This is a genomic window from Bacillus sp. EB01, from assembly GCF_000613125.1.
Lineage (GTDB): Bacteria > Bacillota > Bacilli > Bacillales > Cytobacillaceae > Bacillus_D.
Window position 1 is genome coordinate 3,928,502 of the sequence record NZ_HG964497.1, and the last position, 17,568, is coordinate 3,946,069.

Annotated in this window: 20 protein-coding genes and 1 riboswitch; of the genes, 12 read left to right on the forward strand and 8 right to left on the reverse strand. The window is 38.1% G+C overall.

Features of this window, described 5'->3' with window-relative positions; translation table 11 throughout:
* Positions 1-157 precede the first annotated feature (157 nt).
* The 5 genes from TY16_RS18320 to TY16_RS18340 all read left to right on the forward strand — a co-directional run bounded on the left by TY16_RS18320 (position 158) and on the right by TY16_RS18340 (position 6,559).
* Positions 158-1,255, forward strand: a complete 1,098-nt coding sequence (locus tag TY16_RS18320) for an aromatic ring-hydroxylating oxygenase subunit alpha (RefSeq protein ID WP_043933253.1) — start codon at positions 158-160, stop codon at positions 1,253-1,255.
* Between the two features lie 79 nt (positions 1,256-1,334).
* Positions 1,335-2,756 (forward strand): amino acid permease, encoded by a 1,422-nt coding sequence (locus TY16_RS18325; RefSeq protein ID WP_043933254.1) that lies wholly within the window; start codon positions 1,335-1,337, stop codon positions 2,754-2,756.
* A 16-nt stretch (positions 2,757-2,772) separates the two neighbouring features.
* Complete coding sequence (locus TY16_RS18330) at positions 2,773-4,116, forward strand: flavin monoamine oxidase family protein (RefSeq protein ID WP_043933255.1); 1,344 nt, start codon at positions 2,773-2,775, stop codon at positions 4,114-4,116.
* Between the two features lie 435 nt (positions 4,117-4,551).
* Positions 4,552-5,109: an RNA polymerase sigma factor gene (locus tag TY16_RS18335; RefSeq protein WP_052342793.1), complete on the forward strand. Its 558-nt coding sequence runs from the start codon at positions 4,552-4,554 to the stop codon at positions 5,107-5,109.
* The gene (locus TY16_RS18340; RefSeq protein WP_043933257.1) at positions 5,075-6,559 is read left to right on the forward strand and encodes a GerMN domain-containing protein; all 1,485 of its coding nucleotides are present in this window, start codon (positions 5,075-5,077) and stop codon (positions 6,557-6,559) included. Before TY16_RS18335 ends, TY16_RS18340 begins: the two co-directional genes overlap by 35 nt.
* A gap of 251 nt (positions 6,560-6,810) precedes the next feature.
* On the opposite strand, the gene TY16_RS18345 is transcribed toward TY16_RS18340, so the two are convergent.
* Positions 6,811-7,173, reverse strand: coding sequence for a hypothetical protein (locus TY16_RS18345; protein ID WP_052342794.1), 363 nt, complete (start codon positions 7,171-7,173; stop codon positions 6,811-6,813).
* Between the two features lie 712 nt (positions 7,174-7,885).
* On the opposite strand from TY16_RS18345, the gene TY16_RS18350 reads away from it, so the two are divergent.
* Positions 7,886-8,503 carry a cell wall hydrolase gene (locus TY16_RS18350; RefSeq protein WP_043934834.1) on the forward strand — a complete coding sequence of 206 codons (618 nt, stop codon included), beginning with the start codon at positions 7,886-7,888 and terminating at the stop codon, positions 8,501-8,503.
* Between the two features lie 173 nt (positions 8,504-8,676).
* On the forward strand, positions 8,677-8,883 hold the full coding sequence (locus tag TY16_RS18355; protein ID WP_043933258.1) for a DUF2187 family protein: 207 nt from the start codon (positions 8,677-8,679) through the stop codon (positions 8,881-8,883).
* 140 nt (positions 8,884-9,023) lie between these two features.
* Here the strand turns inward: TY16_RS18355 and TY16_RS18360 are convergent, their stop codons facing one another.
* From TY16_RS18360 to arr, 3 genes are all read right to left on the reverse strand, one after another.
* A complete protein-coding gene (locus tag TY16_RS18360) occupies positions 9,024-9,338 on the reverse strand; it encodes a DMT family transporter (protein ID WP_043933259.1) in 315 nt (104 codons plus the stop codon).
* Entirely contained in the window at positions 9,338-9,679 is a 342-nt protein-coding gene (locus TY16_RS18365; RefSeq protein ID WP_043933260.1) for a DMT family transporter, read from the reverse strand. The genes TY16_RS18360 and TY16_RS18365 overlap by 1 nt, the downstream gene beginning before the upstream one ends.
* Before the next feature lie 70 nt (positions 9,680-9,749).
* Positions 9,750-9,845: riboswitch (guanidine-I (ykkC/yxkD leader) on the reverse strand.
* 147 nt (positions 9,846-9,992) lie between these two features.
* Positions 9,993-10,409: an NAD(+)--rifampin ADP-ribosyltransferase gene (arr, locus tag TY16_RS18370; protein WP_043933261.1), complete on the reverse strand. Its 417-nt coding sequence runs from the start codon at positions 10,407-10,409 to the stop codon at positions 9,993-9,995.
* Positions 10,410-10,751: 342 nt separating this feature from the next.
* Between arr and TY16_RS18375 the strand changes: the two genes are divergently transcribed.
* The gene (locus tag TY16_RS18375; RefSeq protein WP_043933262.1) at positions 10,752-11,192 is read left to right on the forward strand and encodes a GNAT family N-acetyltransferase; all 441 of its coding nucleotides are present in this window, start codon (positions 10,752-10,754) and stop codon (positions 11,190-11,192) included.
* Positions 11,193-11,249: 57 nt separating this feature from the next.
* Here TY16_RS18375 and TY16_RS18380 read toward each other — a convergent pair whose 3' ends face one another.
* Together TY16_RS18380 and TY16_RS18385 are read right to left on the reverse strand one after the other, a co-directional pair.
* Complete coding sequence (locus tag TY16_RS18380) at positions 11,250-12,137, reverse strand: amidohydrolase family protein (protein ID WP_043933263.1); 888 nt, start codon at positions 12,135-12,137, stop codon at positions 11,250-11,252.
* A gap of 154 nt (positions 12,138-12,291) precedes the next feature.
* Positions 12,292-13,617 carry an oligosaccharide flippase family protein gene (locus TY16_RS18385; protein WP_043933264.1) on the reverse strand — a complete coding sequence of 442 codons (1,326 nt, stop codon included), beginning with the start codon at positions 13,615-13,617 and terminating at the stop codon, positions 12,292-12,294.
* 332 nt (positions 13,618-13,949) lie between these two features.
* Here TY16_RS18385 and TY16_RS18390 point away from each other — a divergent pair, with 332 nt between their 5' ends.
* The 3 genes from TY16_RS18390 to TY16_RS18400 all read left to right on the forward strand — a co-directional run bounded on the left by TY16_RS18390 (position 13,950) and on the right by TY16_RS18400 (position 15,857).
* Entirely contained in the window at positions 13,950-14,504 is a 555-nt protein-coding gene (locus TY16_RS18390; RefSeq protein WP_052342795.1) for a putative ABC transporter permease, read from the forward strand.
* Positions 14,505-14,581: 77 nt separating this feature from the next.
* Positions 14,582-15,037 (forward strand): redoxin domain-containing protein, encoded by a 456-nt coding sequence (locus TY16_RS26970; protein WP_231505712.1) that lies wholly within the window; start codon positions 14,582-14,584, stop codon positions 15,035-15,037.
* 343 nt (positions 15,038-15,380) lie between these two features.
* The gene (locus TY16_RS18400) at positions 15,381-15,857 is read left to right on the forward strand and encodes a GNAT family N-acetyltransferase (protein ID WP_043933265.1); all 477 of its coding nucleotides are present in this window, start codon (positions 15,381-15,383) and stop codon (positions 15,855-15,857) included.
* A 74-nt stretch (positions 15,858-15,931) separates the two neighbouring features.
* Here the strand turns inward: TY16_RS18400 and TY16_RS18405 are convergent, their stop codons facing one another.
* Positions 15,932-16,171: a DUF6429 family protein gene (locus TY16_RS18405; protein ID WP_043933266.1), complete on the reverse strand. Its 240-nt coding sequence runs from the start codon at positions 16,169-16,171 to the stop codon at positions 15,932-15,934.
* Positions 16,172-16,311: 140 nt separating this feature from the next.
* On the reverse strand, positions 16,312-16,440 hold the full coding sequence (locus TY16_RS27150) for a hypothetical protein (protein ID WP_269320309.1): 129 nt from the start codon (positions 16,438-16,440) through the stop codon (positions 16,312-16,314).
* A gap of 393 nt (positions 16,441-16,833) precedes the next feature.
* Between TY16_RS27150 and TY16_RS18415 the strand changes: the two genes are divergently transcribed.
* Positions 16,834-17,358 (forward strand): hypothetical protein, encoded by a 525-nt coding sequence (locus TY16_RS18415; protein ID WP_043933267.1) that lies wholly within the window; start codon positions 16,834-16,836, stop codon positions 17,356-17,358.
* The last annotated feature ends 210 nt before the right edge of the window (positions 17,359-17,568 follow it).

Here is a 17,568-nt window from a genome sequence, read left to right on the forward strand (position 1 = left end):
GGAGCCTTCTCCAAAGGGAAAGTTCCTTTTGGTGAAAAGAAACAAAAACGGGGTGCTTCATTTTTTATTTTTTGGTTGGATTATACATACTATTCAGAATATTTATACCATATAATTGATTCATTATAAACAAGCTGATAATAAAGGAGGGACTAGAATGGATAAACCTGAAGTCAGGGTAAGCGAAATACTAAGTGAAGCCCATACACTTCCTTCATGGCTGTATACTAGCCCGGAGGTTCTGGAAGTCGAGAAAAAAGCTATTTTTAGCAAGACTTGGCAGTATGTTGCGCATAGCAGCCAGCTTCAAAAGCCGGGCGATTTTATCACAACGGAAATTGCAGGACGGCCAATTATCGTGAACCGGGGATCTGATGGCGAGTTACGCGCTTTTTATAATGTTTGTTCCCACCGGGCAGCAAAACTAGTAGAAGGGGAAGGGAATAAATCGGTTTTCACCTGTCCTTATCATGCGTGGACATATCGAAACGACGGATCTCTTCTTAGAGCGCCTAATATGGCAGGCTGTGATCATTTTCATCATGATGAGATGAATTTGAAAACAATCAAAACTGAAGTCATCCATTCCTTTGTTTTTGTTAACCTGGATCCGGATGCTCCTTCAATGGCAAGCCAATATCCGGATTTGTTCAATCACCTGTCCCAATTCGATCTTGGCAAGTTAAAGCGTACCCGGGTAAAGGAAACGATTTGCCGTTCGAACTGGAAGGTAGGAATCGATAACTACCTAGAATGTGATCATTGTTCGCTCGTCCATAAAACACTCGTTTCTAAACTGGATATGAAACAATACGAAATGGAAATGCATGATCTCTATTCCTACCAAACCACACCGCTTAAAGGAAAAACGATGGACTTTGGAATGGGGGAAGGCGGCAGATATTATTGGCTCTACCCTAATACATGGTTCTCATTTGATCCCGGCCCTGCAAACTTATCAATCCATCAATCTATTCCTATTGATCATAAAACAACCAGGTATGTGTACACGACTTTCTTTATGAATGACGAAATGACAGCGGAAGAGGAAGAATTAATAAAGATGGATGACCTCGTTAGAAAAGAAGATTTGGATATTTGCGAGGTTGTCCAAAGGGGCCTGGAAACAGGTGCATACTCACAAGGACGGTTCTCCTTAACTGAAAATCTTGTACACCACTTCCATTTAATTTTACAAAAGGATTTGGAAAACCTTCTCCCACTGCCGGCTAAAGACGCATCAGCAGCTTATTGATCAGCCCAGCATTCTTTTCAACATAATTTGTAAGCGTTTCCAACAAAAACTGATTCAATATGAAAGGATTGGTGAAAAGATGGCAAATAGTCAGAGAAACCAGCCCGAATTAAAACGGGCAATGAAAAGCCGGCATCTATTTATGATGTCTTTGGGAGGAATTATCGGAACGGGTCTGTTTTTAGGTTCCGGTTATGCGATTGGGGAAGCCGGGCCATTAGGGGCCATTCTTGCGTATTTGGTCGGCGGCCTTTTAATGTATTTGGCGATGGTCTGCCTCGGAGAATTATCAGTAGTAATGCCGGTGTCAGGATCATTCCAGGCTCATGCAACAAAATATATTGGGCCAGCAACAGGCTTTGTTATCGGCTGGGTTTATTGGCTGAGCTGGGCCATGTATGTCGGTCTTGAGTTTGTTGCCGCGGCGGTTTTGATGCAAAGATGGTTTCCGGATGTTCCGACCTGGATTTGGAGTGCGATTTTCGTTATCTTGCTGTTCGGTATTAACGCATTGACCACAAAGGCCTTTGCGGAAACTGAATACTGGTTTGCAGGCATTAAAGTATTAGCAGTCATTTTATTTATCATTATCGGTCTTTCTGCCGTTTTTGGACTCATTAGCCTTGAAAGTGAACCAACACCTTATTTAAGCAACTTTATCGGTGACGGATTGTTCCCGGCTGGCATGGTAGGTGTATTCATCTCTATGATGTCGGTTATTTACGCGTTTCAAGGTGCAGAAATTATGGGGGTTGCGGCAGGCGAAACCGAGGAGCCCGAAAAGAATATTCCGAGAGCCATTCGGACCATTGTTATCAGGATTCTCTTATTCTACATTTTAGCGATTTTTGTCTTGTCAGCTCTTGTTCCATTTAAGGAAGCTGGCGTCCTGGAAAGCCCGTTTGTAACGGTATTTGATATGGTAGGGATTCCTTATGCAGCAGATATAATGAATTTTGTAATCTTAACAGCGATTCTTTCAGTCGGAAATACTGGGTTATTTGCATGTACGAGGATATTGTATTCATTAGCCGACTCGGGCATGGCGCCAAAGATGTTTGGAAAATTAAACAAGCGTGGCGTTCCTATATATTCCTTAGTGGTGACACTTGGTTTCGCTTTGCTTTCCCTGCTCACAAGCGTAGTAGCGGCGGATACCCTGTTTGTAGTTCTATTAGCAGTGAGCGGCATAGGCGGGACACTGACCTGGCTGGCAATTGCTGTAGCGCAGATGGGCTTCCGCAGGCAATTTATAAAAAATGGAGGAAAAGTGGAAGACCTGAAATTCAAGGTTCCTTTATATCCATTTGTTCCGATCCTTTGCATCGTCATGTGCCTGTTCATATTTGGCTTTATGGCATTTGACGCAACACAGAGAACCTCGCTTTATTGGGGCTTCGGATTCATAGCTGCTGTTTATCTATATTACTACTTCATGTTTAAGCGAAAAAATGTAGGGCTGCCTATAGATGCTGCCAGGGTTGAAACCGAAAAAATTTAATTCTTGGAGGTAATACATGAACGATATCAATACCTACGATGTCATTATTGTCGGGGGAGGGTTTTCCGGAGTTACTGCTGCAAGGGAACTAAAGTCATTAGGATATAAGGTGCTCATACTAGAAGGCCGGGACCGTCTGGGAGGCAGGACATGGCTGGATAACCGCCTTGGAACGGAGCTAGAGATGGGCGGAACTTATGTCCATTGGCATCAGCCGTTCGTATGGACTGAAATCCTTCGCTATGGTCTGGAACTGGCAACAGGGCCGAAACCGGAAAAAATGCACTATATAATAGATGGAAAAACACATGTTGTCCCTCATGCCGAATTTAAAAGCAAACTTAGAAATACTGTTGAAAGACTGATGCGAGAAAGCAACAAATGCATGCCTCTTCCATTCAACCCATTGGCTTCAGACAGCTTCCGGGAGATGGATACAATGACGGCTGAACAGTTTATGAAAAATTCCAACCTTACACAAGAAGAATACGAAATTTTACACGGCTGGGTCGCATCTGACTTTTGCGGCGCTCCCGAAGAAGGGGCTGCCACGCAAATTTTCCGATGGTGGGCTTTCTCGCAAGGCAACTGGGACACCCATAGCGCAATGGTTTCCAGCTATCGTTTGAAAAAAGGGACAAAAGGGCTAATTGAATCAATCGCGAGGGATGCAGAGGCTGATATACAGCTATCTGTCAGGGTTGAAAAAATCGAACAGGATGAAGGACGTGTGACCGTATATACAGATGACGGCCTTAGCTTTACTTCCAATGCCGCTATTGTAACTGTTCCATTGACGACATTGCAGGACATTGAATTTAATCCGAGTCTTTCCGTTGAAAAGCAGGCCTCTTCAAGAGAAGGCCAAACCTCAAAAGGTGTAAAGGTTTGGGCAAGGATTAAGGGCGAACTGGAAGCTTTTGATGCACTCGCACCAGGATGGTATCCATTAAATTCGGTCCATTTAGATCGGTACGTCGATGGTGACAGCATTGTCGTCGGATTCGGCCCCGATGCATCGATCCTAAATCCTAACGACAGGACTGCTGTGGAAAAAGCACTGCGGCATTGGCTTCCGGACATTGAGGTTATTGAAAGCACAGGTCATGACTGGGTAAATGACGGGTTTTCAAAAGAAACATGGCCAATGTTAAAACCAAATCAATTAACAACCTATCATCAACAATGGAATACACCTGAACATGCAGTATTTCTCGCAGGCACAACCTACGCCAATGGCTGGGCAGGCTTTATTGATGGAGCAATCGAATCCGGAATCACAACCGGAAGGAAAGTTCATCAGTATCTAAGTGATAGCCGGGCATCTTTGCAAAAGCTTCAGGTTCAATCAGTGAAATAATACATTTTTACAATTATATCTTGAAGCAACAGTCCAATTCACTAAAAATTGGGCTGTTTTTTATTATTGCTTAGAAAATACGAATTGGCATCTGGCAAATAGGGTTTCGGGGATTAATCTCAGTGTCAAAGGTGGAGATTAATCCAGCAAATAGGGTTGCAATGGAAAAATCTCGGTCTTGTGAAAGAAGATTAATCTACTAAAATGATTTCCTACAATTTTTTATTCTAAGGATTAATGCAGCCAGGGTTTATCGTTTTATTTAGATTCTTTTGTGGTTGTTCGCTTGTTATTAATTCGCGGTGAACCTCAATAAATTATAGACGCAGCTATATATGTACCTTCTATAATAAAAAAAGAAAGTTAAAAAAATTTATTAGATAAATTGAAACAAATCGATAAGGCAATCGACTTGTATATAAAGGAGGGATGAGAGTGGGGGGTCAGCTGGATATTGAGGATCTATATGAGTACTACCATAAAGACGTCTATCAATTTTGCTTATACTTTACCAATTCCGTTCAGGATGCGGAGGATTTAACTCAGGACACTTTTATGAAGGCTATGAAGAATTTAAAAACTCTAAAGAACCATGATCGAGCTAAATACTGGCTGTTATCAATTGCAAGGCATAGTGCTATTGACCATATACGAAAAAGAAAATTGAAAACGATTTTACCCGCATTAATTGAACGCTTAAAAATGTCTTCTTCGATGGAAAATTCGTTAGATGAACATGTCCTGAAGATGGAGAAATGGGAAGAAGTCCAACAAGCCCTTTTAAAGTTAAAACCTGACTATCGGACGATTCTTATTTTACGAGGATTGCAGGAGCTTACAATAAAAGAAACCTCAGAAGTACTGCAGCAAACGGAATTAAAGGTGCGTGTCGATTTTCATAGGGCAGTCAAGGAATTAAAGAAACACATGGGAGTTACGGAAAGGATGGTGCTAGCAGATGGAAAAGAACGAAAAGCTGACTCTCGAAGCTAAACAATTGCTCAAACCAATTACATACCGGCCTTCGCTGGAACCTCGGAAAGCTTTTGTTGATGAATTACATTATAAGCTGCTTAATACTAAAAGGAAAAAAAGACTGCAAGTTAAACCAATTGCTGCTTTTTGCCTAACAGCTTTACTGCTTATTGTTGTCCTGTTGTCCTATATTAATAAGTCTGATCTAGATTTAGCAGCAGAACCGGAAAAGCCATTTCCTATTGAATCGGTTTCCAGCCTTAAGCCAGTGCAAACACTTGAGTACGGAAGTGAACAGGGGCAGGCAGGTTTATATTTTATGGGAACAGATGAAACGCTGCCGGTCACTGTAACAAGTTTTGATATTGAAGACGGTACCTTTTATCTTTTGGATGAAGCGAGGAGGCAGGTGCTGGTTGTGGGTAACAACGGCAGCACAAAGTCATTCCCGCTTAAAGGCGAAAGCAATACAACTGGAACCCTCACTGATATCCTTGTAACACCAGATAATCAGATTTATATTTTAAATACAGCTAGCCCCGTTGTTGTCTATCAATATACGGAAGAAGGCAAATTAGTCGAAACCTTTGACTTGAGTAAACATCAATTGTTTTTTCCAAATGAACTAGGCTTTTTCGAAAATATAGGTGTTGTGGTAAGCCAAAATCAGGAACAAGTTTTAAATTTAAAAAAAGGTGAGATGTTGGAAGAAAACGCTCTTCCGTATCATTTTGCAACCACTCATCAAAAGCAGGCTGTATTAACAATAAATGAAGATGATGTTCCTACAAAATTAGATATTCACTATGATGAAGGAAAGGGTCCAAGTTCTATAGAATCGGTTAAGGATGAGCAAATCCTATTTACTAAAACAGAGGTACCACGGGTATTTTCTCCTATTTCAGAAACACACGTCTATGCATTAAATAAACAAGGGCAAACCATGGGGGGAATTCGAATTCCAATTGAAAATTTCCTTGAGGTACCTCAAACGATAGAATCTTACATCAAAGCCGATAAAAATAAGCTGTATTTACTGTCACCTGAGAAGGAGCATATAGCGATTTATGAATTAACACTTGGAAAAAGCTATGAAAGTTATTTACAAGGACAACTGACCAAAGTAGAAGTAGGCTTTGATTATAAAACATTTGGCAAGCCTATCCCGGAACTTGAAGCAGAAATCAAAAAGTTATTTGCGGGCGGGACAATTTTTTCCCAATATGGGGATGAAGCTAGTGTTAATGGAGCAGCCATTGATAATGAAGGAACCGTCATCATTGATTTTAAGGAGTTTTTCTCCGGTAGCCCTTCTAGTTACCAGTCCCAGGAAATCTCTCAGGCACTTAATCAGGCTATATTTGAAAAGTTTCCCGAAGTAAAGCAAGTATATCTCCAATTCGACGGAAGCTTTAGTGCATGGTGTGTTTGGATGCAAACAACAGAGGAGCCCTGGAAACGGCCGTAAACTATAAAAATTGACAAGAAATTGTAAGAATTTATGAAATAAAGAAGAACATCAAAAGAACATATATGTTTTTGCTGTGAGAAAAGTTTACCTAGAATAAATAAAAAGGTATGTTTGGCCCTCAATAAAACCCTAATAATTTCCAAAGCTTGGAGCTATATTTTCGGTCTCCAAGCTTTTTTGGTTTTAATATATTTTTCAAAACAGTTGCTAATCTATTGGTGAATTGAAGTTCTATTTATGTTCTTTTTTTACCTAGATATGTATTCATGCAATAGGGTAAACTTCCCTGAATAGATCAATGTCAATGCTGTAACATACTTATTATATTTGCTTAAGATTACTTTACTTGAGGAATCCAAATTTCTGATTTGCTTGATAGGGAGTTTCTTTTTTTCTAAGAATGAAGTTTTCAAACTATTATTCGTATTAATTGTTTCCGCCAATTTCTTTGCCTCTTGACGTACTTCCTGTTTTTTCGGACTTGAGTTAGTTAAATCGGAAAAAGTAATATTAAAGTCTTTTAACAATACCGTAAAAGCTAATATTTCTTTTTGTAATTCACTAATCGTTTTCTTGGGTATTTCTACTGAATTATTATTAACTTTGTACATAAAATCTCCACTGAAAAAGGAACTGTATTTTGTTTTATAATGATAGGCTAGCAACTATTTATTAGAGTATCACAATGGTACATAGTTGTTTTATACAGTTTGTTTTCATTTTGATTATGTATATTGCAAAGTATTACAAAGTTTAAACAATATAAGGGCGTTGCTTAGTGAGGTGAGAATGCTTACCTAATTAGTCCAAACCCCTAAAATTTCGCATTTAGAAAGTGAAGCCGTATCAGTTCCCGAACAGAGGTGCTAATGCGTGAAAAGGTAACAGAGAAGCTGTATCAGTGCCGGAACAGAGTCGCAGAGCGAAAAGGTAACAGAGAAACCTTATCAGTGTCCAATAGGGTCACCGCGGCGTGAAAAGGAAAGAAGATTAATATTGCTTTGCATCAAGCCCCACTTTAATTACGTTGTATATCAATATTCCGTTTTTAACATTTCCTCTTTTGTTATTATTCGATTCACCCCCCTCTTAAAAGTTTGCCGCCAATCTCAAAGTTAGTTCATTTGTTTTAAGTAGGAAGTCGATCAAGCTATAACAATAAGTGGCAGCAAGCAACTTATTTTTGTAAAACAATGGTTTAAACATAGTAATTTGTTCCCGCTTTTTAATATTTTTGTTTAATTCGGTGCGTAGAGGGAATCTATGCCGTGGAAAGGAGGACACATAAATAATAAGTAATTTACAGTGAAAATGGAGGATTATATGAAATTTGTTAAAGGTTTGATTTGCCTTGGTATTTTTGCTTTATGTTTCGGTGCACCATCCAAAAAAGTAGAAGCATCACAGTTATCTTTTGGTTCGACAGGAAAGCAGGTTATACATACTCAGACACTTTTAAAAGAAATGGGTTATTTTAATACACAACCTACAGGCTATTATGGCCCGATCACAGAAAATGCGGTAAAAAGATTTCAACAGGATCTCAACATTGAACCGCTGGGCATCATAGGTGCACAAACATCAAAGAAACTTAAGGAAATCGAATTGATGGCACATGTCGTCCACGGTGAGGCACGCGGCGAAAGCTATGAAGGGCAGGTTGCGGTGGCAGCTGTCATCCTGAACCGATTGCAATCAAAAGAGTTTCCCCAAACCGTATCAGGTGTAATTTTCGAAAGGAATGCCTTCACTGCAGTTAATGATGGCCAGTACTATTATATTCCAGATTCATCAGCATACCAGGCTGCAAGGGATGCATTACTAGGTTGGGATCCGAGCGGCGGTGCAATGTATTACTATAACCCACGGCTTGCAACTGATAAATGGATTTTCTCCCGTCAGGTAATAAAGCAAATCGGGAACCATAAATTTGCGATTTAACACATCAGGGAAAAGGCTGCCAGGGCAGCCTTTTTCACATTTTTCCATGTTTATGCCTGAATATGAGGGGTATCTCTACTTGATATAAGCAGTTAAAGACCAAAAGAGAAAAAACTTTTTGTATTGGCCCTATTAGGACCAAAATTCAACTTTTGTTTAGGGGGAGAAAATACATGGCAAAAAGCAAAGCTAAGATAGGCGACCGCATTTCCTTTCAAAGAAAAGACCTGTCAATTGAAGGGGAAGTAGAAATCGTGAGAGACAATAGTGTGATTGTTAAAGTCTCTGATGAGGCTAAACAAATATTTGATTATGAAACACCGAGAACAGTGGTCAAGCATTCTAATTATGTGATCCTGGAACCGTCCCTAACTGTATAAAGAGGGACAGTGAGTGCAAAAGACAAGCGAATATATGCTTGGTTTGACTCCAACCAAGAAATAACAGGATAGATTTTAACAAATAGAGGCTGTCCAAAAGTATACCTTTGGGACAGCCTCTTAATTCTCCAAGAGTTAAATTAAGAAACCAGTTTTAGTCCAATTGCTGACCCTAAAACCATAGATATGAAGACAATTCTCTTCCAATCCTTCGATTCTCCATAAAATAACATTCCAACTAAGGCACCGCCGACAACACCAATTCCAGTCCAAATTGCATAACCTGTTCCCATAGGAATAAAACGCAATGAATAACTGAGTAGTGCAAGACTTAAGCCAAATCCTAAAATAAGTAAAACGACGGTTTGCCAATTTCGTTTGACAGACAACTGGTTAATCATTGCAACACCAAATGTCTCCAATAAGCCTGCTAAAATTAGAGTAAACCAAGCCATCAAGATTCAACCCCTTTCTCTTGACTTTCATCAGTTACTATTTTTAAGCCGATGACCCCGGCTAACAGTATGGCTATTAGAACAATTTTTCCCCAATTAAATGGTTCTCCAAAGAATAGTATTTCTGAAATAACAGTACCTGCTGTTCCTAATCCCACAAAAATGGCGTAGACCGTTCCAGCAGGAAGTACCTGTGCCGCTGTAATCATTAAATAGTTGCTGACGATAATAGCGATAACCGTCCCAGTCCAAGTCCAAAAATCATAAGCATGAGTCAATCCTATTACCCAAAAAACTTCCAAAAAGGCTGCAATAAATACTTTAATCCAGTTTTTATTCATTTAGATGACACCTCCGACTATTTATTATTCCAAAAAACAAAGAAGCCTGAGAAAAAACTGTAAAAACAGTTTCTCCCAGGCTTTTATCCTTCCGTGACACAGCAAGCTGTGAGTTTTCTCTCGGACCAGACCAACAGCAAGTTGCGGAACCCTAGAAAACATTTTTAATATACAATTATTTTTAATTATACACATTTTACATATGAAATCAAGGGAGGGACACAAAGCGTGCACAAGACAAAACTTAACCTATTGTTAAAATCAAAAGCAAATTGATTTTTATTCTATTATCATTACCTTATCGATTTCAGGATTAATCGTATATTACAGCTTTTCCTTGTTCACGTAACTTCTTTAAAGATGAAAGCATATGATTTATTTCATCATCGGAATGTCTTTCCCATGAACTTAATTCTGCTATTATTTTCAAAGGACATTTAGACCTGTAAGAACGTGTTGGATTTCCAGGAAATCTTTTGTCAGTTAAGTTCGGATCATTTTCGAAATCACCTAATGGTTCTACAATAAAAATTCTTTCCTTTGAGTTTGATGTTGCTAATTCAGCACCCCATTTAGCAGCATCTAATGTTGCAGTAAAGTAAATATAATTAGATTTTTTATCTTGATAATTGGATAAGTGTTGTGGTTCTAATAAGTCTCCAATTTTTAATTCGGCTTTCGTACCATGAAAAAAAGGACCTTTATCTAAGACGTCTTTTTTGTCATTCATACTGATACACCTCTTTATTTTTAGATTTGTAAATAACAGTATAGTATAGGATTTACAAAAAAAGCAGTCTATAAATTATTTATTATTAGTTGTAATATATAAGTAGAAGAATGATATCGAACGACAAATACTTTTATTTACGGTTTGAATTAGCATCACCATTTTTGGTTGTTCCCGATATTTGGACTGGCATATGGTTTTATACTTAAAAAAGTTATATTGAGCAATAGGGCGCATTAATCCAAGAAGGATTTACCGCCTTTTTTGTTGAATTCCTTTATTGGGTTTAAGTGGACAGTCAGTCAAAGAGAAATATGTATTTTTGAAGGGTGGATTTAAGTAATGGAAATAAGAAAACCAAATGATTTGGAACTCAAAGAGGTTTTATCCCTCTCTCCACAAGCTTTATATGAAGGAACATTAGGTATGATTAAACCATCAAAAGAAAAAGTTGAACAACTGATTAAGCCGCTCCTAATAAAAGGATGTTACTATCTAATAGCAACAGAAAATGATGTTTTAATGGGATGGATTCTCTTGGGAAAAAGTAAAGACCAATTAACCGATAAGATAAATGGATTTATTTATGAGCTATTTGTTTTAGAAGACTTTAGAGGACAGGGTATTTCGAAAAAATTGATGAAGTCAGGTATTGACAATTTAAAACAAGATAGAATTTCTGAAGTTCGACTAAGCGCATTTGTAGGTAACCATGCAATTAAAATGTATGAAAAATTAGGATTTAATACAAAGACAGTTACGATGAGTATGACAATAGTTTAGGCTATAACTGGCTCAGATAGTACAATGCTTTCTGAACGTTATATTTTTGTGAATTTATCAGTGGTTCTGTATGATGTCCAAGTTTGTACTATTTATTAGACCCATAAAAGTCTTCCCTAAAATAAATTCCTTTTGTTCTTGAGGAATGTCTAAAGAATCAACCCAACTCCTTTTATCCGAGTAATCGTACTCATTAAACCTCTTCATTCCATATGGTCCATCGCAGCCATATAATACTTTTCGATATCCAAGGGCCTGAACTACATTTCTTACGATAGCGGGGGTAAGGTAATCACTCGATGTGTCCACAAAAACATTGGGTTTTTCCATTGCATAGTGCCAGAGGCTTTTCCAAAAAGGAAGTCCTGCATGGGCATAAATAACCTTGAGATTGGGATATTTGTCAGGTAAGTATTTGTAGGAGTCTGGTTCTGAAGATAGATGAATAATCATTGGAATGTCTCTGTTTTGGCATAAGGCTCCAATGGAATCAAGTTCTTGAATACTATACTTATGCATGAATGGATGGGCTTTTACTCCAATAAAACCAGTTAGGTTAAGGTATGTTTCTAACGTCTCAACAGATTCTGGTACAGTTGGGTTAACGGCAGCCCAGCCTAGAAAACGATCAGGATAACGTTTTAATGCATTTGCTACAATGTCATTATCTGGATCGGTAAAAATCTTAAAGTTTCCATTAACTTTAAAGTAACCATCTTTAACTAATCCGTCATAAATTTTAAAGCCTATTTTGGGGAAATTCATGATTAACAAGCGAAATAAGCGGTGTAAATAATCCTGGTATGTACTTTCTTTTTCATACATTGTTTCATTAAAAGGTGGCATTAATACGGTTTTCTCAACGTTGTTTTTATCCATCTCTTCAATCATTTTTTCTAGCGCTAACATCGTTTCATCAACATGGAAATGGCAATCAATAATCATTTGTAGTCTCAGTCAACCTTTCTTATTTAAATTAAAATTTTAATATTAAAAATGTATCAATATTATCACTTCCTACTGGATTTCCTCTCCAAACCGGAAACCCTTAACTAAATGTGTCAGGCATTCTCTCCGTATAAAACTAGAGCCTTGTCTTCTAAAGTTCAACTCTCCATGGCAACAACCAAACCCGGCTGCCAATCCGCTTGGTAACAGTGAAATAATGCAACACCGCCTGCAGGACGGCACCAAAATTCAGTCCAATGATAACGCCATCCATACTCATTGAAGGCATTGAGCCTAGCACAAACAATGCTCCAAAGGCGAAAACGTGTGACCAGACTGAATGCAGAAAGGCATCCTTCACAAGACCAATTCCAATCAAGTACGCCTGCAGCGGAGTTATGAAGAAATGGAAAAGGAAATATGGCCACAACAATTTTAAATAGAACGGGGCAACAGATGATGCAAAGAATAGTGACGTCAATTTTTCCGCGAACATATGCATGAAGAAAATAGAGACAGTCCCGTAGAGCATCGTAACCCACATCGATTGATGCAAAAGGGCATGCAGTTTTTTACCATCAAGCCTGGCATAGGCGTCTGAAACATTCGGGATTAAGGTTACCATTAGTGAATGGGCGATGAAAGCAGGAAAGAAGCCGATGCTCATTGACACACCCATTAACACTCCGAAATGTTCGGTAGCGGAAACCTCGGTAAAGCCCGATCGGATTAGTGCTGCCTGAATCAAAAATGGCTGCACAGCATTGGTCAACGCATGAAATACGCGGAGTCCGACAGTTGGGACCGATACCGACAAAAGCTTTTTTCGGGCTTCAGTTTCTGTTAGTTCCTGATTTGAAATGCTCTTTAAACCTCGGATATGGATCAAGAAGAGGCTAAATAAATATAGAAGAACAAGGAACTCACTGCCGATCAACGTACCTATCGCCAGCAGGAGGGAAGTCTCCTGATCATAATCAAATAGCTGAAATACGAGTAAAAGCAATAGCAATTGGGCCGTTTTTCTTAAAATATTGGAGATTGCGATTTTACCCATTTCCTGTATGCCCATAAAGTAGCCGCGGGCAATTGAAGAAAAGGCCGCAATTGGAATGAAGGCAAACAAAAGCCATTGAATATGGTTAGGGAATCTGCTGAATGCCGACGGTACCACGGAGGCAATGGCAATAAGCACCACCATCACAAGCGTAGCCTGTAGTCCAAGTTTCAGCGCATGCCTGAGTAAGCTTAAATGTGTATCACGCTTATTTTCAGCAATATATTTTGATATTGAAACCGGCATTTCAAGGGTAGCCAATATCATCAGGAAAAAGATGATTGGCATGAGCGACATGAACACTCCCATGCCTTCCTCCTTAAGCTCCCGCGCCAGCTGCATATTTACGAAAAACTCTACACACTCTCCAAGAAAAGCAGCACATACAAGTATGACCGTGCCCCTAAAAAACGAATTCAAGCTGCTCACCTCCATATCAATAAACATATGAGACAAGCAGCCAATATAGTAGTAGTCTATGAAATTCGCAAATTATTTAACAGAAGGGAAGGTGACATGGAACTCTGTCCCCTTGACAAGCTGAAATGACATTAGGGGAGAAGCTTTTTACAGATTCCGAATGACATATCAAACGCATATAATACTTTTTTTAGCGTACCTAGAAACATGACAGCAGTCCTCACCCCAAAACTTTTCCTATTTACAGTAATACAAAAAACGGTTACGGGTATTAAAGCGAATAACTCCATATTTTTAAACTCATCCTAACTTTAAAAAGGTGGTGCTGCAATTTGATTTCTATTCCTTTAGAGGCAACCGATGTGGGGACAATAAGTGCACTTGTCTTCTATTTTACAGTCTATTCCTTTTTCGGCTGGATATTGGAAAACGCCTATAGCCGTTTTACTGGAGGAGAATTTTTCAAACCGAATCTATTCAAAGGGCCATTTAAACCAATGTACGGATTCGCGCCAGTTCTATTACTTCTTTTAATTGATGAACAGACTACCTGGCCTGTCATTATTCTGCTCTGCCTAATTATCCCGACAATGATTGAGTATGTGAGCGGAATCATGCTTGAAAAATTGTTCAACCGCCGCTATTGGGATTATTCTAATGTCCCATTTCAGCTGCATGGACATATTTGTCTTCCGTTTTCACTATGCTGGGTTGCTTTGTCCGTCGCCGGGCTCAAATGGCTGCACCCGGAAATTGCATCCTTATACGAGGCCATTTCACCCTTCTGGAAGATGGTGTATCCAGGGATTATTCTTCTATTTCTAATGGAACTGGTACTAGCCGTCAGAAGGAGGGATGCTGTACTTATAGAGCTTGTTAATGAATGAGTGAATTATTTTCCAAAAAGCGGTAACAATACATAGATAACAATTACATGTAAGGAGGTAGTTAATTGGAAACTTCGTTGCAAGTAGGGGACCAAGCACCTGATTTTTCCCTTTCTGCCACAACAGCAGAAAAGGTATCTTTATCGGACTACCAGGGGAAGAAGAATGTGGTTGTCGCTTTTTATGGCATGGATTTCACACCGGGCTGACTGAAAGAACTGACCTCTTGGAAAGAGGAATACAAACGTTTTGAAGAACTTGATGCAGAAGTGCTTGCGATTAGCGTCGACCACATCCACTCTCATCGTGTGTTTGAGGCAAGTCTTGGAACACTACCATATCCACTGTTATCCGACTGGTTTAAAGCGACTACGAAGGATTACAATGTTTTTAATGACCACGGACAGGTTGCCAAGCGATCCGTATTTGTTGTTGATAAACATGGAGCAATTACCTATACGAACACATCATTCAATGCTGACAAGAAAGAAGACTACGAAGCTGTATTCGAAGAACTCGGTAAGTGTCATTAAAACAACATTCCATTCCAAAAAACACTTAAGGTAACTGCCATAGTAAACAACCATACCAATTAGCAGTCCAATTTCGCAACCGAATTTGGATTGTTTTTTGTGTGGAAAAGGGTAGACAGAAACTCGTACAATGAGTCCAATTTTAACCTAAGTAAAATTTACGTCTAGCAAAAAAATAATGGATATTTATGTTAAAATTATTTTAACTTATTACATTAAGCTAACTGATGCTAGAGTTATTGAGATAGAAGTAATAAACTCTCATTTAGAGAGATTCCTCACTGTGCCGTTTACTGGATTATAAATTTTCACAACTTTTTAAGAAAAATTTAAGGAGACATATATGATTATTAGAGAAATAAAAAAAGAAGATAATGCAAGAGTAAAAGAAATTATACAAAATTCATTAAAATCCCTTGGATTAGCGATTCCCGGGTCAGCTTATTATGATCCTCAACTTAATGACCTTCACCACTATTATAATAATCTAAAACACGCGAATTATTGGGTAGTAGAAATGGAAGGTGAAGTTGTTGGTGGAATTGGTATAGCACCGTTCAACGAACACGATAAGGTATGCGAATTGCAAAAGCTATACTTAAGTCCCAAAGCTCAAGGATTAGGGCTTTCTAAAAATCTAATGGAAGCAGCTTTGTCATTTTCCTCCAACCATTACGAAAAGTGCTATTTAGAGACAATGCATGAATTAAAAACTGCATGTATATTATATAAAAAATTTGGATTCAAACTTTTACAAGAACCACTGCCAGGATCTGAACACTCCGCAATGGATGCGTGGTATTTAAAAGAGTTGAATTGATTGATTAAAACTCAAATGTTATAAAATAAAATTTCACTTATTAAAATTAGGAATTTCTCGTTTTGAGAAATTCCTCACTGTTGACTAATATTATATTTTTTCATCAGTTCTCTTGCTTTCTTTATTCCTTCCTCTGTCAGGTAAACTGATTTTGATCTTTTGCCATCAAGGATAAACTCGCTCTCTGACAATTCATTAAGGGACTCAAAAGGGTAACCTTTCCAACTCCTCTTAGCTACACCTAAACCGTAATCATCATCAAAAGAAGTCAAATACAACAATAATAGTGTTAGTTGATCGATTTGATCTTTCATACGTGAAGTTCCTTCCTTTTTAAAAATCTCTATAGTAATTATTTATCCAAGTTAGATATTAGATAATACCAGCACATTAGAACATTAGAACATAATATTCAACTAAGGTATATCAATATTTAACAAATACTGTAACTATTTTAAAATGCCGCATTCATTTTTTTATGGGGCATCATAATGAATTTTGCAAAATCCCTACTCTCACTTAGTATCTTGTTTATATTTTTAGTTGGCTGAAATAATAACTTTTCAATTAGTCCTTCTAACATGAATCCTACTCCCAACTATTATCTAAAGCACGATAATCCCGATATTTTTCTGCTTGATGGTTTCGTGTTCTTAAATGCAGAAGATGTGGAATGGGTAACAGAATTGGAATATGAATTGGGCAACCAAGTCGGTGAAATAACAAATCAAGCAAAGAAGGCATCCCAATTTAAAAATTGGTACAGCTAATAAATTGCCTATTGGAACAAAGATATTCAATACAGATTCACCAGCCTACATCGCAATTGTTGATGGAGAAGAGATACCATATATAAAAATGGTTGAAGGTTAATCTGTTAATCGACAATTGGGGGCTTTGAAATAGAAGCTACCTTATTCAAAGTTGGCTAACGGTCTAAATTAATAAGAAGAACATTAAAATAAGGGGGATTTGATTGAAAAAATTCCGGGGTAAAAGGCGATATTTTCGTAATTTATTTAGAGGAGTTGAGTTAGAACCTACTAAACTGCAATTTGACGATGATGCGTGGTTTGACTTATGGCATAGCCATCTAGATTTTAATGGATATGGGAATAGTAGTCTTAGTATGAGGAGGCAGCACATTATAGCCCATATTGCTTTATATAGAAAAATATTAAGAAAGCTTGAAACATTTAAAAACCCTTATCAATCCTGGATTCTTATTGACGATCAAGACGCCTGTAGAGATGCAGTTTTTATACACACGCCAAATCCAAACGAAGATAATTTCCCTCTTAAAATAGAAAATTTAAAATGGAATGCCAGCATCCCAATAGATTTCAAAAATTTTATTAATACAAATGATTTTGTTATCGGACATTATGAAACCCAAACTGAAGGTGGATATATTATTCAGTCCAAAACCCAGGGGACTAAATTGATAACATATTATTCTAATCAGTGTGTATCACATAAAGGATTGAAGGGGAATTTCTGAATTCCTTATTGAACATACGGGAGTTAATGGAAAAAGAATTTATTAGTAACGTGATATCAGTTTAAATGGATATTAAAGGAGGGGCTTTCAAAATAATTCCTTATTAGGCAAAAGGAGCCGGTTAGTCAAAGAAGGAAGTAGTATAAACGTGGTGACTCTTTTCGTAAATATTGTGGCTTTTAGAATAGTTATATCTATGTTGTTTTAATC

What these genes read in the sequence shown, in the direction of transcription:
- arr (WP_043933261.1), bottom strand. Translation starts at nt 10,409, where the DNA reads ATGAATGACAAAAAAGACGTCTTAGATAAAGGTCCTTTTTTTCATGGT.
- TY16_RS27150 (WP_269320309.1), bottom strand. Translation starts at nt 16,440, where the DNA reads ATGTTAGAAGGACTAATTGAAAAGTTATTATTTCAGCCAACTAAAAAT.
- TY16_RS18405 (WP_043933266.1), bottom strand. Translation starts at nt 16,171, where the DNA reads ATGAAAGATCAAATCGATCAACTAACACTATTATTGTTGTATTTGACT.
- TY16_RS18400 (WP_043933265.1), top strand. Translation starts at nt 15,381, where the DNA reads ATGATTATTAGAGAAATAAAAAAAGAAGATAATGCAAGAGTAAAAGAA.
- TY16_RS18350 (WP_043934834.1), top strand. Translation starts at nt 7,886, where the DNA reads ATGAAATTTGTTAAAGGTTTGATTTGCCTTGGTATTTTTGCTTTATGT.
- TY16_RS18320 (WP_043933253.1), top strand. Translation starts at nt 158, where the DNA reads ATGGATAAACCTGAAGTCAGGGTAAGCGAAATACTAAGTGAAGCCCAT.
- TY16_RS18345 (WP_052342794.1), bottom strand. Translation starts at nt 7,173, where the DNA reads ATGTACAAAGTTAATAATAATTCAGTAGAAATACCCAAGAAAACGATT.
- TY16_RS18355 (WP_043933258.1), top strand. Translation starts at nt 8,677, where the DNA reads ATGGCAAAAAGCAAAGCTAAGATAGGCGACCGCATTTCCTTTCAAAGA.
- TY16_RS18330 (WP_043933255.1), top strand. Translation starts at nt 2,773, where the DNA reads ATGAACGATATCAATACCTACGATGTCATTATTGTCGGGGGAGGGTTT.
- TY16_RS18360 (WP_043933259.1), bottom strand. Translation starts at nt 9,338, where the DNA reads ATGGCTTGGTTTACTCTAATTTTAGCAGGCTTATTGGAGACATTTGGT.
- TY16_RS18380 (WP_043933263.1), bottom strand. Translation starts at nt 12,137, where the DNA reads ATGATTATTGATTGCCATTTCCATGTTGATGAAACGATGTTAGCGCTA.
- TY16_RS18375 (WP_043933262.1), top strand. Translation starts at nt 10,752, where the DNA reads ATGGAAATAAGAAAACCAAATGATTTGGAACTCAAAGAGGTTTTATCC.
- TY16_RS18325 (WP_043933254.1), top strand. Translation starts at nt 1,335, where the DNA reads ATGGCAAATAGTCAGAGAAACCAGCCCGAATTAAAACGGGCAATGAAA.
- TY16_RS18365 (WP_043933260.1), bottom strand. Translation starts at nt 9,679, where the DNA reads ATGAATAAAAACTGGATTAAAGTATTTATTGCAGCCTTTTTGGAAGTT.
- TY16_RS18340 (WP_043933257.1), top strand. Translation starts at nt 5,075, where the DNA reads ATGGAAAAGAACGAAAAGCTGACTCTCGAAGCTAAACAATTGCTCAAA.